We start from the raw sequence: 18,529 nt of genomic DNA on the forward strand, positions 1-18,529 counted from the left end.
GCGTGAGGACGGGCTTCGGCAAGCGATATCCCGTTTTTCTCAACAGAGTTATCCACAGCTTTTGTGGGTGACGTTTTGGAACGCTTGTACTAGGCGCGCTCGGCGATGATCAGCAGGTTGCGCGGGGTGAGGCTTGCTGAGCAGAAGGCGCCTAAACGCACGCGATAGCCCTGTTCGTCGAGGAACAGCGCACGGTCCAGCAGCAGCCAGAGTTCCAGCGGGCGGCGGAAAAGCCCGCGCAGCAGTTCCAGGTTGCGCACTTCGGCCAGGCGCTGACGGCCTCGCGCCTCGAGGGCGGCCCAGTCGCGTTCGCTCGGCGTCGGCAAGCCCTTCAGGGCAGCCAGGTCGCGGCAGTAGTCGGCGAAGGGTTTGTGCAGCCAGTCCGGTGCCACGGAGGGCACGGGCAGATAGCTGTCCTCACCGCGCAGTTCCCGCTGCAGCAGATCGAAAGCCAGACGCCGCGCCATGGAGGCGTCGCGCTGGCGCCGCACGCGGGAGCCGGCGGTGACGGTTTCGGTGAGGGGCAGCCGCAGGTCGTCCTGGTTCAATCGCAGTGCCGAGGCGCCGGCGCTTGTGGATAACGGCTGATAGTCTTCGGTGGTGATCCGGTTGTAGCAGCAGGGTGCCACCGCCAGTTGACGGCAGTTTCGGCCGGCGGCCTGGCGCAGCAGGGTGACATGCAGGTCGCCGCAGGCGTGCAAGGCCACGGCGGTCTGCCCGGGTTGCAGGTAGCGGCTGGCGCCTTCGGCCAGGACGTCCTGCTCGACGTGCATGGCGCGCAGGCCGAGGCGATCGCTCATGCGCTGGCCATCGTTGACCAGCGCGAGATCGCGCTCGAGGCTCAGCAGCGCTTCTCCGCCGTGGGCCAGCAGGCGTCCCAGGTGCCCTTTGCCGGCGCACCAGTCGAGCCACTGCACCGGCGGCGTGGAGAAGTTCAGGCGGCTGGCGAAGGCTTCGATCTGCTGCCACTTGCGCCCGGGCACGTCGACCTGGAATTGCGCTGGCAGCTTCGGCAGGGGCTGCTCGGGCAACGCGCCGACTTCCGCCAGGCGCGCAGCCTGGGCTGCCAGTTCCGGGAAAGGTGCGGGCGCGGGTAGATGCTGCGGATGGTTGTGCGCGGCATCCGCCTCTTCGAGGCTGCGCCGGCGCAGCCAGGCGGCCAGCGCGGGATGTTCGGCTTCCCAGGGCAGCGTCAGCTCGGTGAAGGGCTTCGGCCGCCAGAGCTGCTGATGGGCGAGCAGGAACCCATCCAGCGCTTCGAAGCGCTGGAGCAGGGCGTCGCCCGTCAGGCAGGGGATTGTCGGTTCGGCCACGGCAGGTGCTGGAGGGAAGCGGCGGGGCGGCGATTATAGCGGCGCCACCGCCGTCCCGGGGAGCGCCGGTCAGCGGCCTTGCATGGCCTCGACGCGCAGCCAGCGTTCGGCCAGGCGGAAGCCGCGGGTGAGCACCAGGGTGATGAGCAGGTAGAGCGCACCGGCGTAGCAGAAGAACAGCATGTTCTCGTAGGTGCGCGCGTTGATGGTGCGGGTTACGCCCATGATGTCGAACAGGGTCACGGTGTACACCACGGCGCTGGCCTTGAGCATGAGGATGATCTCGTTGCTGTAGGCCGGCAGGGCGATGCGCGCGGCGCGCGGCAGGATGATGTGCAGCAGTGCCTGGCGCTTGGACATGCCCAGCGAGCGCGCAGCTTCCACTTCACCGACCGGAATCGCGTGGATGGCGCCCCGCAGGATCTCCGCGATGTACGCAGCAGTGTGCATGGTCATTGTCACCAGCGCGCACCAGTACGGATCGCGCAGGTAGGGCCAGAGCGGGCCCTGGCGGACCGCGTCGAACTGCGCCAGGCCGTAGTAGACGATGAACAGTTGCAGCAGCAGCGGCGTACCGCGGAAGAAGAAGATGTAGGCGTAAGGCAGGGCGCGCACGTACCAGTGCCGCGAGGCGCGGGCGATGCCCAGCGGCACTGCGAGGGCCAGGCCGGCGACCACGGCGATGGCCAGCAGCTCCAGGGTCAGCTGGACGCCTTCGAACATCTTCGGCGTCCACTTCAGCAGCAGTTCCCACACGCTCATAGCTCGTTCCTCACGAAGCCACGTCCTGCGCGGCCTTCGAAGTAATGCAGGGCCGCCATGACGAAGACGGTCAGGCTCAGGTAGATCAGCGCTGCGGCCATGTAGAAGGTGAAGGGTTCCTTGGTCGCGTTGGTCGCCGCTGCCGCTTTGCGCATGATCTCGTCGAGGGTGATCAGCGACACCAGCGCGGTGTCCTTGAGCAGGATCAGGTAGAGGTTGCCCAGGCCCGGCAGCGCCACGCGCCAGACTTGCGGCAGGACGATGCGCCAGAAGATTCGCGGGGCCGACAGGCCTAGCGCCTGGCCGGCTTCGCGGTGGCCCTTGGGTACCGCCAACAGCGCGCCCCGGAACACCTCGGTGGCGTAGGCGCCGAAGCACAGGCCGAGCGCGCAGACGCCAGCGGCGAACGGGCTGAGGGCCAGTTCGGGGTTGCCGAACAGCGCACCCAGGGCATTCAGGCCGGCCACGCTGCCGAAGTAGATCACCAGCACCCAGAGGGTTTCCGGGACGCCGCGGACGATGGTGGTGTAGGTGCCGCCCAGCATACGCAGGGCGGGGTTCTTCGAAGTCTTGGCGATGGCGCCGAGCAGGCCGAGCAGCAGGCCGAGGCAGACCGCCGCCAGCGACAGCTTGAGCGTCATCAGGGTGCCGGCCGCCAGCTGCGGGCCGAAACCGTGCAGGTCGAAAATCATGGGAGTCACGCCTGGGCAGGGAGCGCGCCGCGGTTCAGGCGGCGCGCCGGGTCGGCATCACTGGATGCTGAAGGGGAAGTACTTGTCGTTGATCTTCTTGTAGGTACCGTCGTCGACGATTTCCTTCAGCGCGGCATTCAGCTTGTCGCGCAGCGGGTCGCCCTTGCGCACGGCGATGCCGATCTTGTCGTTGTCGAAGACCGGTTGGCCCTTGAACTCGAAGTCCTTGCCAGCGTCGCTCTTCAGCCAGTCGTACTGCACGAACTTGTCGGCCAGCACGCCGTCCAGGCGGCCCGAGGACAGGTCCAGATAGGCGTTTTCCTGGGTGTCGTAGAGCTTGATGGTGACCACGTCGTTGAGGTGGTCTTCCAGCCAGGTGCCGGCGATGGTGGCGCGCTGCGCACCGATCACCTTGCCTTTCAGCGCGGCGTTGTCGGTCTTGAAGTCAACCGACTTGGGGGCCACGAACTGCAGCTTGTTGGTGTAGTACGGGGTGGTGAAGTCGACCGCCTGCTTGCGCTCGTCGGTGATCGACATGGAGGCGACGATGAAGTCGAACTTCTTGGCGTTCAGGGCCGGGATGATGCCGTCCCAGTCGGAGGTGACCACGTCGCACTCGGTCTTCATCTTGGCGCACAGCGCCTTGGCGATGTCGATGTCGAAGCCGACCACCTGGCCGCTGGCGTCGATGCCGTTGAAGGGCGGGTAGGCGCCTTCGGTGCCGATGCGCAGCTTCTCGGCGGCGACCGCGTGGGCGCCGAAGGCCAGGGTGGCAGCGGCGGCGAGGAGGATCTTCTTGTAGTTCTTCACGTGAAATAGCTCCATTAGCGGTGGCTGGACATGAACTGCTTGCAGCGGGCCGATTGCGGGTTCTCGAAGACCTGCTCGGGCGTTCCCTGCTCCTCGACCAGGCCCTGGTGGAGGAACACCACCTCACTGGAAACCTGGCGGGCGAAATTCATTTCGTGGGTGACCAGCAACATGGTCCGGCCTTCCTCGGCGAGGGCGCGGATCACGTTGAGCACTTCCTGGACCATCTCCGGGTCGAGCGCGGAGGTCGGCTCGTCGAAGAGGATGACCTTCGGTTGCATGGCCAGGGTGCGGGCGATGGCGGCGCGCTGCTGCTGGCCGCCGGAAAGCTGGGCGGGGAAACTGTGGCGCTTGTCGGCGATGCCGACCTTGGCCAGCAGGGCCTCGGCGATCTCGGTGGCTTCGGCCTTGGTCTTGCCCAGTACACGGCGCGGCGCCTCGATGATGTTGTCGAGGATGCTCATGTGCGGCCAGAGGTTGAAGTTCTGGAAGACGAAGCCCAGTTCGCTGCGCAGACGGTTGATCTGCCGGTTGTCGGCGGCGACCAGTGCTCCGTCTTTGGCCTTCTTCAGCTTGAGCTCTTCGCCGGCCACCAGGATCTGGCCCTGGTGCGGGTTCTCCAGCAGGTTGACGCAGCGCAGGAAGGTCGACTTTCCGGAACCGGAGGAGCCAAGGATGGAGATCACGTCGCCGTCGCGGGCGGTCAGGGAAATGCCCTTGAGCACTTCCAGGTCACCGTAACGCTTGTGCAGGTTACGGATTTCCAGGGCGGGTATGGCCTCGGCCATAAGGGGCTCCTCTCTTGTTATTGGGTGCCTGGCGGCGGACCGCTGCAGGGGGTGGGGCCTTTCTGGCGAAGCGCAACCTATCACGCGATCTGCAGGGTCGCAGGGGGAGTAGTGACAAGTTGTCGCATTGCCGAAGTGCCTTGTCGCCTGGGCTGAACACCGGGATCGCCGGGTCGCGGGACGCGCTGCGCCATCGGCTCGCGCCCGGGGTGGGGGCGAGCGAAGCGCGCGATAGTGCCAGCTTCGGGGGCGATGGGAAAGACCGCGCTCCCGCCCGGCAGGACGCCGGGCGGGAGCAGGGAGAGGGCGGGGGTTACTGGGTGAGGGTCGCGTCGGTGTCGCTGCTCTGGCCGTCGCTGCTTTCCTGGTCGAGCTCGTCCAGCTGTCCGGCCATCAGTGCCGGGCGACCGCCGATGCGCGGGCCTGGCAGGGCGTTGCTGCCGGCTACGCGAGTCGGTGCGACCTGGCGGGCGTCGATGGTGGATTTACGCGGTTGCGTCTGCACGTGGAAATCGGTGATCTCGATGGTGCCCTGGCCTTCGGCGATCAGGTGGAAGGAGAACGCCTTGCGTGCCCGCTCGTTGTCGAAGGAGAAGGTCATCTCCAGCGGCTTGTCGCGGGTGAGCAGCGGGAATTCGGGGATCGGCACCGGCACCAGCTTCTCGAACTCCCGAGTGTGGAGCTGCACCCGGGCGCCCTTGTCGTCCATCTGCAGCGCGCGGATCTTCATGGTCACCGTGGTGCGGCTGTCGGCCGGGAATTCCAGGTACTGGGCACCGATCAGGTTGTCGGTGTACTCGTTGGTCACCTTCGGCTTCAGCTGGATGTGCTCGCGCGTGGCGAACTGGAGCTCTTGGCCCAGTGCGCCGTTGCTGCCGGATACCGAGTGGTCGAGGATGTCCGCGCGGGCGGCCAGCATGCGTGCTTCGCGGCCGCTGAAACGACCGATGAAGCGCGCGCTGTCGGCGATGAAGCCATCGCTCTCGTAGCGCCGGCAGACCTGCTGGAAGTCGCACTCGGTGAAGGTGTGCTTGCCGTCGTGGAAGCGCAGCATGCCATTGGTGAACGACACCATCTCGCGGCCCTTGTCGTACTCGCGGAACAGCGAGCGGCCGGCCATGTCCTTCGGCGGTGCGAAGCCGAAATAGTCGAGGATCGAGGTGGCCAGGTCGACGTGGCCGTACACGCCATCCTTCACAGGCGGCAGCGCAGCCTGTTCGGGGGCGAGCACCAGGTTCATGCCCCAGGACGAGGCCAGGCGTACGTTGTCGATGCCGTGGGATTCGTCGGAGGTGACGATCACCAGGGTGTCCTTGAGCACGCCCTGTTTCTCCAGGCCGGCGAGGAAGGCGTCGACGGCGTCATCCAGGTACGCCACGGCAGCTTTGCGGGCGGTCGGGTACTTGGCCAGGTATTCCGGGGTCGCCGAATAGGGCTGGTGGGTGCCGACGGTAAGGAGGGTCAGCATCCAGGGCTTCTTGTCCTTGCGCAGCTCGCCGATGTAATCGAGCGCGCCTTCGAAGAAGGCCTTGTCGTCCATGCCCCAGGCGAATTCCAGGTAGGGCGGCTTCTTGAACCAGTCACGGCCGAGGGTGGTGTCGAAGCCCATGGCGGGCATCACTTTGTCTTTGGCCATGAAACGCAGGCCGGCACCTTGCAGGAAGTGCGTGGTGAAGCCGTGCTTGTGCAGTTGCGAGGGCAGGCACTCGGAGGCGCGGCGCGGGTTCGACAGCAGCTCGACGGCCTTGGGCGTGCCGTTGTTCAGCTCGCTGAAGTCGCCACAGAGCATCGCGTAGAGGCCACGGATGGTCTGGTGGCTGTGCGTCACGTAGTCGGGAGTGTCCATGGCCCGGGTTGCCCAGGTGCTGAGCTTGGGCATCATGGACTCGTCGTAGCTGCTGCTGAGCGCGGCGCGGTTGGTCTCCACGTACGCGCCGGGGATGCCTTCCATGGTGATGATCAGCACGTTCTTCGCGGCGCCTGGGCCTGCGAGCAGCGGAGTGCCGGAGAGGTCCTGCTGGTTCAGGCCGGAAACGTCCGGCGGGGTGGCCGTCTGGTCGCCGGCCAGCCAGTCTTCGACCGCCAGTTGGCCTTGGCTGGCGACGCCGGCGATCAGCCGGTGCGGCAGGTTGTACTGCTTCCACACGTCAGCGTCTGCGGGGATCACGAACTGCATGCCGAAGTGCGCCACCAGCAGGGCCACTGGCAGGGCATAGGCATAGCGGGGCAGCGGTTGCTCGCGGCGGCGCCAGAGCAGGGCGGCGAGGAAGATTGTGCCGCCGAGGATGCCGGCCAGCCACGGATGCGAGATGCCGCCGCCTTCGGTGGAGTTGCCAACGAAGGTCGGGTCGGCGAGGAAGTGCAGGTCGCTCGGGTCGGGCATGCGGCCGACCGCGCTGACCAGCTCGGCGTTGCCGACATACATCAGCATCCACACGACCATCACCGGCAGCGCCAGCAGTAGATGGCGCTTGTGCAGGAGGAGAATCAGCAGGCTGCCGATGGCGAGGTCCGAGAGGTAGCCATACAGGTTGCCCCAGCCCAGCAGGTAGCGACTGGCCAACGGAATCAGCAGGAACAGCGCGGCGAGAGTGACAAGGTTACCGCGCGCTTGCCACCAGCGATTGAGAGGATGCACAGGCACTCCGTTTACGAGCATCAGGTGGGGACGTTAACCCGTCCTTTGGTCGGAATTCTTGAAGCAGCGTCATCATTCTGAAAGATGCCCGTGCTACGCGCCAGTAGACAACGGCGCACAGGGGCTTTCGCCGGGCAGGCGACCAGCGGCGTGGGGTGGGAGACGCAAGGCAGTTGGCTGCGGAGGCTGTGTAAAACGGGCGATACGGCAGGCGGGAGGCAAATCGCGGGCAATAAAAAACCGGCGCTAGGGCCGGTTTTTTAATCGCTTCAGGTGATCTTGCACCACCTGAAACTTGAAGGTGGTGCCCAGGGACGGAATCGAACCGCCGACACGGGGATTTTCAATCCCCTGCTCTACCAACTGAGCTACCTGGGCAACGTGGCGCGCATTAAAAGGGTTTTGCGTTGGGGTGTCAAGCGTGCCGCGAAAAAATTTTCAGTTAATACCGAAACTTACGCGCTGGGCGGGACGTAGCCTTCGGCCTGGGCGTATTCCTCGCCGGTGAGGAACTTGTCCATTTCGGCCTGCAGGAACTTGCGATCCTCGGCGTTCATCATGTTCAGACGACGCTCGTTGATCAGCATGGTCTGGTGCTTCTGCCACTCGTCCCAGGCCTGCTTCGAGACGTGCTCGTAGATGTCCTGGCCCTTGGCGCCGGGGTAGGGCGGGCGATCGAGGCCGGGCAGCTCTTCTTTGTACTTGCGGCACATCACCAGTCGGGTCATGACATTTCTCCTGCATTCAAAGCGTCGGCTGCCCGTTTCAGCAGCTTCTTGACCGGCGCGGCGAGACCGAGCCGCGGCGGGGTGGCGAGGTTATACCAGAGCCAGTCGCCCTCGGCCACGGCGGGCGCCGCGTCCTCCACGCGCACCAGCCAGGGTTCGATGGCCAGCTGGAAGTGGCTGAAGGTGTGGGTCAGGCCGGGCAGCTCGCGGCGTTCGCCCAGGCGCAGGGCGTGGCGCTCGGCGAGCGGGGCAAGGGCGTCGAGGTCGTCCAGTTCGGGGAAGCTCCACAGCCCACCCCAGAGGCCGGTCGAGGGGCGGCGGTAGAGGAGGATGGCGCCGTCGCGGTTGGCGAGGATCGGCATCAGCGTGCGCTTGCGCGGCAGCTCCTTGCGCGGCTTCGGCACCGGGAATTCGCTCTCGCGGCCGAGCAGGTGCGCGCGGCAGCCCTCGCGCAGCGGGCAGAGCAGGCAGCTCGGCTTGCTGCGGGTACAAAGGGTGGCGCCCAGGTCCATCATCGCCTGGGTGTAATGGTTGGCGCGCTGGGCCGGCGTGAAGCGCTCGGCGGCTTCCCACAGCTGCTTAGCTACCTTCGGCTCGCCTGGATAACCGTCGCAGGCGAGGAAGCGAGCAAGCACGCGCTTGACGTTGCCGTCGAGGATCGGCGCCCGCAGGCCCATGGAGATGCTGGCGATGGCGCCGGCGGTGGAGCGACCGATGCCCGGCAGTTCGGTGAGCTGCTCGACGTCGCGCGGAAACTCGCCGCCGTGCTGCTCCATGACCAGCTTGGCGGTCTTGTGCAGGTTGCGTGCGCGGCTGTAGTAGCCGAGCCCGGTCCACAGGTGCAGGACTTCGTCTTCCGGCGCGGCGGCGAGGTCGGCGACCGTGGGCAGCGCGGCCATGAAGCGGTCGTAGTAGCCCATCACGGTGGCGACCTGGGTCTGTTGCAGCATGATTTCCGAGACCCACACCCGGTAGGGCGTGATATCGCGCTGCCAGGGCAGGTCATGGCGGCCGTGGCAGTCGAACCAGTCGAGCACGGCCGAGTTGAAGCGTTCGGGGGTCATTTCTTCTTCAGCAGGTTCTTCAGCGCGTCTTTCAGGTCGGGGCTGACCTTATCGCCGAATTTCTCTTCGAGTTTTTCGTTCAGGCGCTGCCCGGCCAGTTGCCCGGCGATCTTGCCGACGCCTTCCTGGTCCAGGCGGCAGGCGCGTGCGCCCAGTTCCAGCGGACCGCGGCAGCGCAGTGGCCATTCGATGCCGGCGTAGCGCTTGTTCACTTCGCAGGCGGGGTCGGGCATGTCGCTCTTGTCGCCTTCGATGATCACGCCAACGCGGTAGTCCATGCCCAGCACGCGCAGGTCGATATCGCCGTCGCCCTTGACCGTCAGGCCGGGGACACTGGCCTTGAGGTCGGGGTTGTTGGCCACGCCGTTGCGGAAGCTCAGGCTGCCGCGCAGGTCGTTGAAGGGAGTGTCCTTGCCGCTGTGGTCGCCGCTCAGGTCCTTGCGGTTGAGCGTGGCGATGCCGCGGCACAGCTGGTCTTCCAGGTTGGCGTTGAGCAGCACGCCCTTGTTCAGGGCAAAGTGCGCGGAACCGTTGAGGTTGTCGACCCAAGCCTTCTGGCTGTTGCCTTGGGTGGTCAGGTCGGCGTCCAGGTCGAGCAGGCCGGTGACCGGCGGTTTCTGGCCCTGGGCTTCGAGCAGCTTCTCCACCGGCACGCCGGCGATGTGCTTCTGCACGGCGAGCAGCGGCACGTCCTGGCGCACGTCGAGGTTCGCCTTGGCGTTGAAGCGGCCGTCGTACAGCTCGCCGCGCAGGTCGTCGAGGCTGAGCTGGCCGTTCTGCCCGTGCAGCTTGAGCACGGCGTTGTCGATCGGCAGCCTGTCGAGGGTCAGCTGGCCGAGGTTCAGGCCGACGTCCAGGTCGAGCGTGCGCAGGCGTACCAGGGGCAGCGCCGGGGCGTCGCTCCAGGCCTGCTGGGTCGGTGCGTTGGGCAGCGGCGAATTGCCTTTGCTGGCGCTGGCCGCAGTGGCCTCGACTTCCGACTTGCGGGCGCTGCTGGTGGCTTCGGCTGCCTTGGCGGCTTTCGCCGGCAGGTAGCGGTCGAGGTCCAGGCGGTCGCCGCTTAGCTGGGCGCGCACGGCTTGCTTGGCGATGTCGGCGAGGCCGAGGTTGCCGGTGAAGCTGCTGTTGTCGAGTTTGAAGTGGATGTCGCTGAGGGTGACGCTGTTGCTGCTGCCGTCGACACGGGCGGCCAGTTCCAGGCGGGTCAGGGTGTTGCCGTCGGCCATCGCCGGCAACTTCTGGCCGAGACCGTCGAGGAATTCGCGCAGGTTGAACTGGGCGATGGAGATGCCGCCGCTGAACTGCGGGTCCTTGTCCAGGTTGCGGGCCTTGAGCTCACCCAGCGCGCGCAGCTGGTTGATCGACAGTTTCAGGCCGTTCCATTCGGCGACTTGCGCGGCCTGGTCGAGCAGCAGCTGGCCCTGGGCCGAGAAGGTCGCGGTCTTGCCTTGCAGCTGGTCGCCGGAGAGTTCGCCGGCGAGCTTGGCGTCTTCCAGTTGGTAGCGCTTGAGCGCGCGGTCGAAGCGCAGGTTGCCGGTCAGCTCGGTCTTGGCGCGGGTCACCGGCTGGTTGGTGCCCAGGTAGGCGGTGAGCTTGAAGGGGATGGCGCTGCCTTCGCGGATGGCGCCGGTGTTCAGGTTCAGCCCTTCGACGGTGTACTGGCGGCCGTTCTGTTCGTCGCTGAAGTCGACGCGGGCGTCGGTGATGTTGAGGCTGTCGATGTCGAGCTTCATCGGCGAGGCGATGTCGTGGGCCATCGGCTTGGCCGGTTCGCTCGGCTGCTCGGTCGGGGTTGGCGCGGTGGTCGCGCCAGCGGCGGGCTGCACCGGTTTGCCGATGTCTTCCCAACTGCCCTTGCCGGTCTTGTCGCGGTTCAGCGTCAGGGTCAGGCCCTGCACGCGGATGTCGCTCATCTGCAGCTCGCGGCGCAGCAGCGGCAGCACGCGTACCGAGAGGCCGAGCAGTTGCAGGTCGGCGAAGGGTTTGTCCGGGGTGCGCAGGCTGGCCACGCTGGCGTCGTGCAGCTCCAGGCCGAGCCAGGGGAACAGGCTCCAGCCGATATCGCCGCGCAGGTTCAGTTCGAGGTTGGCCTTGTCGCGGGCCAACTGGCGGATCTCATCCTTGTAGTCGTTCGGGTTGAAGAAGTGGCTGAGGATGAAGCCGGCGGCGACTGCCAGGAGCAGCAGGGCGAGTACGACGAGGCCCAGGATCTTGCCGAACGCTTTCATGGACGGGTCCTTGTTCAGGCGCGGTGGAGTAGGCGGGAGTATATCAATGCGCCACGCCTGCTCAGCAGGCTGCGGCAACACGTTCGGCGATGGCCAGGCTGGCGGTGAGCCCCGGCGATTCGATCCCGAACAGGTTGATCAGGCCGCTCTGGCCGTGATCGGAGACGGTTTGGATGACGAAGTCGGCGGCCGGTTCCCCGGCGGCGCTGAGTTTCGGCCGGATGCCAGCGTAGCCCGCTTGCAGGCGCTGCGCGTCGAGGCCGGGGAAATAGCGGCGGATGGCCTGGGCGAAAGGTTCGCGCAGGTGCTCGTCGACCTGGTAGTCGATGGCGTCGAGATAGCGCACGTCCGGGCCGAAGCGCAGCTGGCCGCCTAAGTCGAGGGTGGCGTGCACGCCGAGTCCGGCGGTGTTGGCTTCCGGCATCGGGTAGATGAGGTGGCTGAACGGCGAGCGGCCGCTGTAGGTGAAGTAGCGGCCCTGGCACAAGTACAGCGGCGGGATGCCGGTCAGGCCTTCGGTGTTCGCCGCGAGTTGTTGGGCGAACAGTCCGCCGGCGTTGATCACTAGCGCCGCCTGCAGGCTGAAGGGCTCGCCGACGCTGACGCCTTCGGCGAGCCAGCCATCGGTGGCGCGGTGCAGGCGGTCGATGCGTGTGTCTAGGACCAGATGCGCGCCGTTGTTTTCCGCGACCGTCTGCAGCGAGTGCATGTAGGCATGGCTGTCGATGATCCCGGTGCTCGGCGAGAGCAGCGCAGCGACTCCGCGTACCGCAGGCTCCATGGCATGCAGTTGTGCCGCGTCTAGCGGCTGCAGGTCCTTTACGCCGCTGGCGCGTGCATTGGCGTCCAGGGCTTCGAGCTTGCCGAGTTCAGCGTCTTCCACCGCCACCAGCAGTTTGCCGATCCGGCTGTGCGGCACATCGTGGGTGGCGCACCAGGCGTACAGGCGCTCACGCCCCTCCAGGCACAGCTCGGCCTTGAGCGAGCCGGGCGCGTAGTAGATACCGGCGTGGATGACTTCGGAGTTGCGGCTGGAGGTGTGGCTGCCGACCAGGCGTTCCGCCTCGACCACCAGCACGCTGCGCCCCGGAGCGGCCAGTCGTGCAGCACAGGCCAGGCCGACCGCGCCGGCGCCGATGATCAGGATGTCGATATCGTTCATGGCGGCCTCGCTCAGTGGTTTTCCAGGGCCAGGTCCAGGTGCGCTGCCAGGCTTTGTGCCGTCTCGTAGCCGGCGGGTGCCAGCAGGCGCAGCGGGCGGCCATTCAGTACCGCCTGCTGCTGCGTCTGTTCCAGCAGGCGCCGGGCGACGCCGCGGCCACGCGTGACCTTGCGCACGCACAGGCGCGACAGGCGCCAGGCGTCGGCATCGCGCTGCAGCCAGGCGGCGCCGAGCAGGCGGTCGTTGAAGCGGCCGGTGAGCAGGGTGCCGGCGGCCAGCGCGGCGTCGATCAGCGCTTCTCCGTCGGCGAAGGGCGCAAGCAGCTCGGCCGGCGCCTCGGCATAGATCCGCAGCAGGTCCTGGCGGTCCTGGGCAGAGAGCTGGGCGGGCGCTTCGACGATCACAGGCATGGCGGCTTCCTCGATGGGGGCGGGCAGTGTAAGGACAAGCGCCGGCGCGCGGCCAGTCCACCGACCATCGCCCATAGCCGCGCGGCGCCCGCCGCGCCTATAATGCGGCCCCTCTTATAATTAAGTGCTGTGTTAGCTGTGGAGCTGGTGATGGCCGAACGCAAGGCGACAGTCGCGCGCGACACCCTGGAAACCCAGATCAAGGTGTCCATCGACCTGGATGGCACGGGCAAGGCCCGTTTCGATACCGGGGTACCCTTCCTCGAGCACATGATGGACCAGATCGCCCGCCACGGCCTGATCGACCTGGACATCGAGTGCAAGGGCGACCTGCATATCGACGATCACCACACCGTCGAAGACATCGGCATCACCCTCGGCCAGGCCTTCGCCAAGGCTATCGGCGACAAGAAGGGCATCCGCCGCTACGGCCACGCCTACGTGCCGCTGGATGAAGCGCTGTCGCGCGTGGTCATCGACTTCTCCGGCCGTCCCGGCCTGCAGATGCACGTGCCCTTCACCCGCGCAAGCGTCGGCGGCTTCGACGTTGACCTGTTCATGGAGTTCTTCCAGGGCTTCGTCAACCACGCCCAGGTAACCCTGCACATCGACAACCTGCGTGGGCACAACACGCACCACCAGATCGAAACCGTGTTCAAGGCCTTCGGCCGCGCGCTGCGCATGGCCATCGAGCTGGACGAGCGTATGGCCGGCCAGATGCCGTCCACCAAAGGGTGCCTGTAATGCAGACGGTAGCCGTCATCGACTACGGCATGGGCAACCTGCACTCGGTGTCCAAGGCGCTGGAGCACGTGGGCGCCGGTCGCGTGCTGGTGAGCAGCGACGCCGCGACCATTCGCGAGGCCGACCGTGTGGTCTTCCCCGGCGTCGGCGCGATCCGCGACTGCATGGCCGAGATCAAGCGCCTGGGCTTCGACAGCCTGGTGCGCGAAGTCAGCCAGGACCGCCCCTTCCTCGGTATCTGCGTCGGCATGCAGGCGCTGATGGAGCGCAGCGAAGAGAACGACGGTGTCGATTGCATCGGCCTGTTTCCCGGCCAGGTGCGCTTCTTCGGCAAGGACCTGCATGAAGACGGCGAGCACCTGAAGGTGCCGCACATGGGTTGGAACCAGGTCAAGCAGACCCTCGACCATCCGCTGTGGCACGAGATCCCGGACGAAGCGCGCTTCTACTTCGTGCACAGCTACTACATCGAGGCCGGCAATCCGCGCCAGGTGGTCGGTCGCGGTCACTACGGGCGCGATTTCGCCGCCGCGCTGGCCGAAGGTTCGCGCTTCGCCGTGCAGTTCCATCCGGAGAAGAGCCATACCCACGGCCTGCAGCTGCTGCAGAACTTCGTGGCCTGGGATGGTCGCTGGTAATTCCATGGCGCGCCGCGAAAAGCCGTCGATCCTCGAACTCGACGCCGCCCAGCGGCAGGCGGCGAGCCAGGCGCTGAAGCGCTTTCTCGAGGATCGTTTCGAGCTGGAGCTGGGCGCGTTCGAGGCCGAGGAAGCGCTGGACTACTTCATGCGCGAGTTCGGCCCGCTGTTCTACAACAAGGCGATCGTCGATGTGCAGGCGCACCTGAAAGACAGGTTCGAGAGCATCGAAAGCGACTTGTGGGCGCTCGAGAAGAGCTGACCCGACCCTATTCACGACTTGGATTCGAGCAGGTTCAACCGATGCTGATCATCCCCGCAATCGATCTGAAGGACGGCGCCTGCGTGCGTCTGCGCCAAGGCCTGATGGAAGACGCCACTGTCTTCTCCGACGACCCGGTATCCATGGCTGCCAAATGGGTGGAGGGCGGCTGCCGCCGTCTGCACCTGGTCGACCTGAACGGCGCCTTCGAAGGCAAGCCGGTCAACGGCGAGGTGGTCACCGCCATCGCCAAGCGCTATCCGAACCTGCCGATCCAGATCGGCGGCGGCATCCGTTCGCTGGAGACCATCGAGCACTACGTCCGCGCCGGCGTCAGCTACGTGATCATCGGCACCAAGGCGGTCAAGCAGCCGGAATTCGTCGGCGAAGCCTGCCGCGCCTTCCCCGGCAAGGTGATCGTCGGCCTGGACGCGAAGGACGGTTTCGTCGCCACCGACGGCTGGGCTGAAGTCAGCGAAGTGCAGGTGATCGACCTGGCCAAGCGTTTCGAGGCCGACGGCGTCTCCGCCATCGTCTACACCGACATTTCCAAGGACGGCATGATGCAGGGCTGCAACGTCGAAGCCACCGCCGCCCTGGCCAACGCCACGCGCATCCCGGTGATCGCTTCGGGCGGCATCCACAACCTGGGCGACATCCAGAAGCTGCTCGACGCCCGCACCCCGGGCATCGTTGGCGCCATCACCGGCCGTGCCATCTACGAAGGCACCCTGGACGTCGCCGAAGCCCAGGCGCTTTGCGACGCCTTCAAGGGCTGAGCCTGAACCCGCGGGAGCACTGACATGGCACTGGCAAAACGCATCATCCCCTGCCTCGACGTGGACAACGGCCGCGTGGTCAAGGGCGTCAAGTTCGAGAACATCCGCGACGCCGGCGACCCCGTGGAGATCGCTCGCCGCTACGACGAGCAGGGTGCCGACGAGATCACCTTCCTCGACATCACCGCCAGCGTCGACGGCCGCGATACCACGCTGCACACCGTCGAGCGCATGGCCAGCCAGGTGTTCATCCCGCTGACCGTGGGCGGTGGCGTGCGCACCGTGCAGGACATCCGCAACCTGCTCAACGCCGGTGCGGACAAGGTCTCGATCAACACCGCCGCGGTGTTCACCCCGGAGTTCGTCGGCGAAGCCGCCGCGCGCTTCGGTTCGCAGTGCATCGTGGTCGCCATCGATGCCAAGAAGGTTTCCGGCCCTGGCGAAACGCCGCGCTGGGAGATCTTCACCCACGGCGGCCGCAAGCCCACCGGGCTCGACGCGGTGGAGTGGGCGAAGAAGATGGAAGGCCTGGGTGCCGGTGAAATCCTGCTGACCAGCATGGACCAGGACGGCGTGAAGAGCGGCTACGACCTGGGTGTCACCCGTGCCATCAGCGAAGCGGTGAACGTGCCGGTAATCGCCTCCGGCGGCGTCGGCAACCTCGAGCACCTGGCGGCCGGCATCCTCGAAGGCAAGGCCGACGCGGTGCTCGCCGCGAGCATCTTCCACTTCGGCGAATACAGCGTTCCCGAGGCCAAGGCCTACCTGGCCAGCCGCGGTATCGTGGTGCGCTGAGGGCTGCCGCCGCACTGTCGGCGCGCAATCTTCGACCGGGGCCCGGTCTGCTGCAAGGCGGCCGGGCCCCGTGTCTTTCCACTTCCCGCAATGGGCGTGGCAGAGCGTTGCGCAAGGCGTGACGCGGTCCGAAAGATGCAAGCGTCAATGCTGGCAAACTTGCGATAAGCTTCGCGCCTTCGGATTTCTCTTAGGACTTTTCTCGATGTTGAAACGCCTTCTGCTGGCTTGCTCGCTGCTGCTGGCCGGTGCAGCGCACGCGGACGTGGACCCCGACTACAGCATGGTGCTGCTGACGGAGAACTTCCCGCCCTACAACATGGCCATCAACGGCAAGAACTTCGCCCAGGAAGACAACATCGACGGCATCGCGGTGGACATCGTCCGCGAGATGTTCAAGCGCGCCGGCATCAAGTACAGCATGACCCTGCGCTTCCCCTGGGACCGCATCTACAAGCTGGCGCTGGAGAAGCCCGGCTACGGCGTGTTCTCCACCGCGCGCCTGCCCGAGCGCGAGAGCGCCTTCAAGTGGGTCGGCCCGATCGGCCCTGACGACTGGGTCCTGCTGGCCCGCGGTGACAGCACTGTCGCCCTGAAGACCCTGGATGACGCCAAGCGCTACAAGATCGGCGCCTACAAGGGCGACGCCATGGCCGAGTACCTCAAGCAGCACGGCTTCGAGCCGCAACTGGTGCTGCGCGACCAGGAGAACGCCACCAAGCTGCAGAGCGGCGAGATCGACTTCTGGGCCAGCGGCGATCCGGCCGGGCGCTACCTCGCCAAGCAGGTGGGCGTCAGCGGCCTGAAGACCGCGCTGCGCTTCAACAGCGACCAGCTGTTCCTGGCGTTGAACAAGGAAACCCCCGACGAAGTCGTGCAGAAGCTGCAGGCCGCGCTCGACAAGATGCGCGCCGAAGGCTACGTCGACGAGGTGCTCAAGAGCTATCTGTGATTCGCCGGCGCCGCTCGTGGGGAGCGGCGCCTCGAAAGCCGGCGTTGCCGGTGCTGTTCCAGGGATGGTGGACGAGTCGGGAAGTACGTCCAACCTGCAGGGATGCCGCTAGCCATAACGATAACCAAGCGAGCGGTATGACCATGCTGAAACTCAAGACCTGCGGCCTCTTCCTGGGGCTGCTGCTGGGGGCCGCCTCGGCCCGCGCCGAGCTACCCGCCGACTACAAGGTGGTGCTGCTCACCGAGAACTTCCCGCCGTTCAACATGGCGGTGGACGACAAGAACTTCGCCCGCGACGACGGCATCGACGGCATCAGCGCCGACATCGTCCGCGAGATGTTCAAGCGCGCCGGCATCGGCTACACCCTGAGCCTGCGCTTTCCCTGGGACCGCCTGTACAAGCTGACCCTCGATCGGCCGGACTACGGGCTGTTCTCCACCACCTACACCCCCGAGCGGGTGCCCCTGTTCAAGTGGGTAGGGCCGCTGGCCAAGACCGGCTGGGTGGTGCTTGCCGCGCCGGGTAGCAAGATCACCGCGCTGAAAGACATCAAGGAAGCCGGCCATTACAAGCTCGGCGCCTACAAGAACGATGCCGTCAGCCAGTCGCTGGAGAGCCAGGGCATCCCGGTACTCAACGCGCTGCGCGACCAGGAGAACGTGCAGAAGTTGGTGAACGGGCAGATCGACCTCTGGGCCACCACCGATCCCGTCGGCCGCTACCTGGCCAAGCAGGAAGGCGTGACCGGACTGCAGACGGTGCTGCGCTTCAACGAGGCGCAACTCTACCTCGCACTGAACAAGGACACTCCCGACGAGGTGGTGCAGCGCCTGCAGAAGGCCCTCGACCAGATGCGCGCCGAGGGAGTCGTCGAGCAGATCACCAAGAACTACCTCTAAGGCGCCTTTGTAGGAGCGAGCTTGCTCGCGAACGGCCTCGCTGCGGGGTTGGTTCGCGAGCAAGCTCGCTCCTACAGGAAAGGCGTTTCGCGGGCGTCAGCGGTAGATGCCGTTCTTCCCGTGCGCGGCCATGGCGCGGTTGCCGCGCTCGGCGATCAGCAGATTCGGCTCCACGAGTTCCACGCCGGCGGCCTTCAGCTTCGGTAGCTCGCGCGCCAGTACCTTGAGGGTGGCCGGCTTCGGATGGCCGATCAGCAGGGCCGTGCCTTGCTTGCGTGCCAGTTCGATACCGACTTGTAGCTGGCGGGCGACATCCGCTTCGTCTGGCTGGTCGTCGAGGAACACGTCGCGCGACAGGCTCGCCAGGCCGACTTTCTGCGCTTCGGCGGCGGCCACGGTGGCGGCGCTGGTGCGGCTGTCGAGGAAGAACAGATGGCGCTGCTGCAGGTCCTGCATCAGCAGGCCCATGCCGGCGCGGTCGGCGGTCATGCGGCTGCCTTCATGGTTGTTCACACCCTGCACGTAGGGCACTGCCGCCAGTGCGGCGGCGAGCCGCTGGGAGAGTTCCGCGGGCGGTAGTTCCGGGCGCCAGGCGTAGGGGCCGCCGGCCGGGTCCATCGGCAGGTGCAGGAGCAGCGTGCGTCCGCGCTGGTGCGCTTCGCGGGCCAGTTCGGCGGCGTGCGGGGTGTCCGGCATGATCGCCATGGCCACCGGGGCGGGCAGGTCGAAGACCTGGCGGTCGCGGGGAAGGTTTTGCCCGAGGTCGTCGATCACCACGCTGAGTAGCGGTTGCGCGACGACCTGTGCCGGGCCGAGGAGGGCGGCCAGGCACAGGCCGAACAGCAGCCGTGCCTGGCGCATG

General features: G+C 66.4%; 19 protein-coding genes and 1 tRNA gene. 7 read left to right on the forward strand and 13 right to left on the reverse strand.

Annotated elements, in window-relative coordinates; translation table 11 throughout:
- Positions 1 to 89 precede the first annotated feature (89 nt).
- The 12 genes from ACA097_RS14375 to ACA097_RS14430 all read right to left on the reverse strand — a co-directional run bounded on the left by ACA097_RS14375 (position 90) and on the right by ACA097_RS14430 (position 12,595).
- Positions 90 to 1,313 carry a methyltransferase gene (locus ACA097_RS14375; protein ID WP_201752526.1) on the reverse strand — a complete coding sequence of 408 codons (1,224 nt, stop codon included), beginning with the start codon at positions 1,311 to 1,313 and terminating at the stop codon, positions 90 to 92.
- A 69-nt stretch (positions 1,314 to 1,382) separates the two neighbouring features.
- Positions 1,383 to 2,075, reverse strand: a complete 693-nt coding sequence (locus ACA097_RS14380; protein WP_043256105.1) for an ABC transporter permease — start codon at positions 2,073 to 2,075, stop codon at positions 1,383 to 1,385.
- Positions 2,072 to 2,767, reverse strand: a complete 696-nt coding sequence (locus ACA097_RS14385) for an ABC transporter permease (RefSeq protein ID WP_043256102.1) — start codon at positions 2,765 to 2,767, stop codon at positions 2,072 to 2,074. The genes ACA097_RS14380 and ACA097_RS14385 overlap by 4 nt, the downstream gene beginning before the upstream one ends.
- A gap of 57 nt (positions 2,768 to 2,824) precedes the next feature.
- Positions 2,825 to 3,577: an ABC transporter substrate-binding protein gene (locus tag ACA097_RS14390; protein ID WP_043256100.1), complete on the reverse strand. Its 753-nt coding sequence runs from the start codon at positions 3,575 to 3,577 to the stop codon at positions 2,825 to 2,827.
- A gap of 14 nt (positions 3,578 to 3,591) precedes the next feature.
- Positions 3,592 to 4,365 carry an ABC transporter ATP-binding protein gene (locus tag ACA097_RS14395; RefSeq protein ID WP_043256098.1) on the reverse strand — a complete coding sequence of 258 codons (774 nt, stop codon included), beginning with the start codon at positions 4,363 to 4,365 and terminating at the stop codon, positions 3,592 to 3,594.
- 313 nt (positions 4,366 to 4,678) lie between these two features.
- Positions 4,679 to 7,003: an LTA synthase family protein gene (locus ACA097_RS14400; protein ID WP_371364078.1), complete on the reverse strand. Its 2,325-nt coding sequence runs from the start codon at positions 7,001 to 7,003 to the stop codon at positions 4,679 to 4,681.
- Positions 7,004 to 7,305: 302 nt separating this feature from the next.
- Positions 7,306 to 7,381 (reverse strand) — tRNA-Phe (locus ACA097_RS14405).
- A gap of 77 nt (positions 7,382 to 7,458) precedes the next feature.
- Complete coding sequence (locus tag ACA097_RS14410) at positions 7,459 to 7,731, reverse strand: oxidative damage protection protein (RefSeq protein WP_043256096.1); 273 nt, start codon at positions 7,729 to 7,731, stop codon at positions 7,459 to 7,461.
- A complete protein-coding gene (mutY, locus tag ACA097_RS14415; RefSeq protein WP_371364080.1) occupies positions 7,728 to 8,795 on the reverse strand; it encodes an A/G-specific adenine glycosylase in 1,068 nt (355 codons plus the stop codon). The genes ACA097_RS14410 and mutY overlap by 4 nt, the downstream gene beginning before the upstream one ends.
- Complete coding sequence (locus ACA097_RS14420; protein ID WP_371364082.1) at positions 8,792 to 11,023, reverse strand: AsmA family protein; 2,232 nt, start codon at positions 11,021 to 11,023, stop codon at positions 8,792 to 8,794. Before ACA097_RS14420 ends, mutY begins: the two co-directional genes overlap by 4 nt.
- Before the next feature lie 61 nt (positions 11,024 to 11,084).
- A complete protein-coding gene (locus ACA097_RS14425; RefSeq protein ID WP_371364084.1) occupies positions 11,085 to 12,185 on the reverse strand; it encodes an NAD(P)/FAD-dependent oxidoreductase in 1,101 nt (366 codons plus the stop codon).
- Between the two features lie 11 nt (positions 12,186 to 12,196).
- Entirely contained in the window at positions 12,197 to 12,595 is a 399-nt protein-coding gene (locus tag ACA097_RS14430; protein ID WP_371364086.1) for an acetyl-CoA sensor PanZ family protein, read from the reverse strand.
- Positions 12,596 to 12,745: 150 nt separating this feature from the next.
- Between ACA097_RS14430 and hisB the strand changes: the two genes are divergently transcribed.
- From hisB to ACA097_RS14465, 7 genes are all read left to right on the forward strand, one after another.
- The gene (gene hisB / locus ACA097_RS14435) at positions 12,746 to 13,339 is read left to right on the forward strand and encodes an imidazoleglycerol-phosphate dehydratase HisB (protein WP_043256084.1); all 594 of its coding nucleotides are present in this window, start codon (positions 12,746 to 12,748) and stop codon (positions 13,337 to 13,339) included.
- The gene (gene hisH / locus ACA097_RS14440) at positions 13,339 to 13,977 is read left to right on the forward strand and encodes an imidazole glycerol phosphate synthase subunit HisH (protein WP_043256082.1); all 639 of its coding nucleotides are present in this window, start codon (positions 13,339 to 13,341) and stop codon (positions 13,975 to 13,977) included. The genes hisB and hisH overlap by 1 nt, the downstream gene beginning before the upstream one ends.
- Before the next feature lie 4 nt (positions 13,978 to 13,981).
- A complete protein-coding gene (locus ACA097_RS14445; protein WP_043256080.1) occupies positions 13,982 to 14,239 on the forward strand; it encodes a DUF2164 domain-containing protein in 258 nt (85 codons plus the stop codon).
- A 41-nt stretch (positions 14,240 to 14,280) separates the two neighbouring features.
- Complete coding sequence (gene hisA / locus ACA097_RS14450) at positions 14,281 to 15,018, forward strand: 1-(5-phosphoribosyl)-5-[(5-phosphoribosylamino)methylideneamino]imidazole-4-carboxamide isomerase (RefSeq protein ID WP_043256078.1); 738 nt, start codon at positions 14,281 to 14,283, stop codon at positions 15,016 to 15,018.
- A gap of 24 nt (positions 15,019 to 15,042) precedes the next feature.
- Positions 15,043 to 15,813, forward strand: a complete 771-nt coding sequence (gene hisF / locus ACA097_RS14455) for an imidazole glycerol phosphate synthase subunit HisF (RefSeq protein WP_043256076.1) — start codon at positions 15,043 to 15,045, stop codon at positions 15,811 to 15,813.
- Positions 15,814 to 16,018: 205 nt separating this feature from the next.
- Positions 16,019 to 16,765 (forward strand): substrate-binding periplasmic protein, encoded by a 747-nt coding sequence (locus tag ACA097_RS14460; protein ID WP_371364089.1) that lies wholly within the window; start codon positions 16,019 to 16,021, stop codon positions 16,763 to 16,765.
- Between the two features lie 143 nt (positions 16,766 to 16,908).
- Positions 16,909 to 17,667: an ABC transporter substrate-binding protein gene (locus ACA097_RS14465; protein WP_160289020.1), complete on the forward strand. Its 759-nt coding sequence runs from the start codon at positions 16,909 to 16,911 to the stop codon at positions 17,665 to 17,667.
- Between the two features lie 96 nt (positions 17,668 to 17,763).
- On the opposite strand, the gene ACA097_RS14470 is transcribed toward ACA097_RS14465, so the two are convergent.
- Complete coding sequence (locus tag ACA097_RS14470; protein ID WP_160288665.1) at positions 17,764 to 18,528, reverse strand: divergent polysaccharide deacetylase family protein; 765 nt, start codon at positions 18,526 to 18,528, stop codon at positions 17,764 to 17,766.
- Position 18,529 lies beyond the last annotated feature (1 nt).

The organism is Pseudomonas sp. QL9 (assembly GCF_041409665.1).
In the GTDB taxonomy this organism is placed as follows: domain Bacteria; phylum Pseudomonadota; class Gammaproteobacteria; order Pseudomonadales; family Pseudomonadaceae; genus Pseudomonas; species Pseudomonas knackmussii.

Bases quoted from the DNA above. Each gene is read 5' to 3' on its own strand.
- hisA (WP_043256078.1), top strand. From the start codon at position 14,281: ATGCTGATCATCCCCGCAATCGATCTGAAGGACGGCGCCTGCGTGCGT.
- mutY (WP_371364080.1), bottom strand. From the start codon at position 8,795: ATGACCCCCGAACGCTTCAACTCGGCCGTGCTCGACTGGTTCGACTGC.
- ACA097_RS14385 (WP_043256102.1), bottom strand. From the start codon at position 2,767: ATGATTTTCGACCTGCACGGTTTCGGCCCGCAGCTGGCGGCCGGCACC.
- ACA097_RS14445 (WP_043256080.1), top strand. From the start codon at position 13,982: ATGGCGCGCCGCGAAAAGCCGTCGATCCTCGAACTCGACGCCGCCCAG.
- ACA097_RS14380 (WP_043256105.1), bottom strand. From the start codon at position 2,075: ATGAGCGTGTGGGAACTGCTGCTGAAGTGGACGCCGAAGATGTTCGAA.
- ACA097_RS14470 (WP_160288665.1), bottom strand. From the start codon at position 18,528: ATGCGCCAGGCACGGCTGCTGTTCGGCCTGTGCCTGGCCGCCCTCCTC.
- ACA097_RS14430 (WP_371364086.1), bottom strand. From the start codon at position 12,595: ATGCCTGTGATCGTCGAAGCGCCCGCCCAGCTCTCTGCCCAGGACCGC.
- ACA097_RS14395 (WP_043256098.1), bottom strand. From the start codon at position 4,365: ATGGCCGAGGCCATACCCGCCCTGGAAATCCGTAACCTGCACAAGCGT.
- hisF (WP_043256076.1), top strand. From the start codon at position 15,043: ATGGCACTGGCAAAACGCATCATCCCCTGCCTCGACGTGGACAACGGC.
- ACA097_RS14460 (WP_371364089.1), top strand. From the start codon at position 16,019: ATGTTGAAACGCCTTCTGCTGGCTTGCTCGCTGCTGCTGGCCGGTGCA.
- ACA097_RS14420 (WP_371364082.1), bottom strand. From the start codon at position 11,023: ATGAAAGCGTTCGGCAAGATCCTGGGCCTCGTCGTACTCGCCCTGCTG.
- hisH (WP_043256082.1), top strand. From the start codon at position 13,339: ATGCAGACGGTAGCCGTCATCGACTACGGCATGGGCAACCTGCACTCG.
- ACA097_RS14465 (WP_160289020.1), top strand. From the start codon at position 16,909: ATGCTGAAACTCAAGACCTGCGGCCTCTTCCTGGGGCTGCTGCTGGGG.
- ACA097_RS14410 (WP_043256096.1), bottom strand. From the start codon at position 7,731: ATGACCCGACTGGTGATGTGCCGCAAGTACAAAGAAGAGCTGCCCGGC.
- hisB (WP_043256084.1), top strand. From the start codon at position 12,746: ATGGCCGAACGCAAGGCGACAGTCGCGCGCGACACCCTGGAAACCCAG.
- ACA097_RS14425 (WP_371364084.1), bottom strand. From the start codon at position 12,185: ATGAACGATATCGACATCCTGATCATCGGCGCCGGCGCGGTCGGCCTG.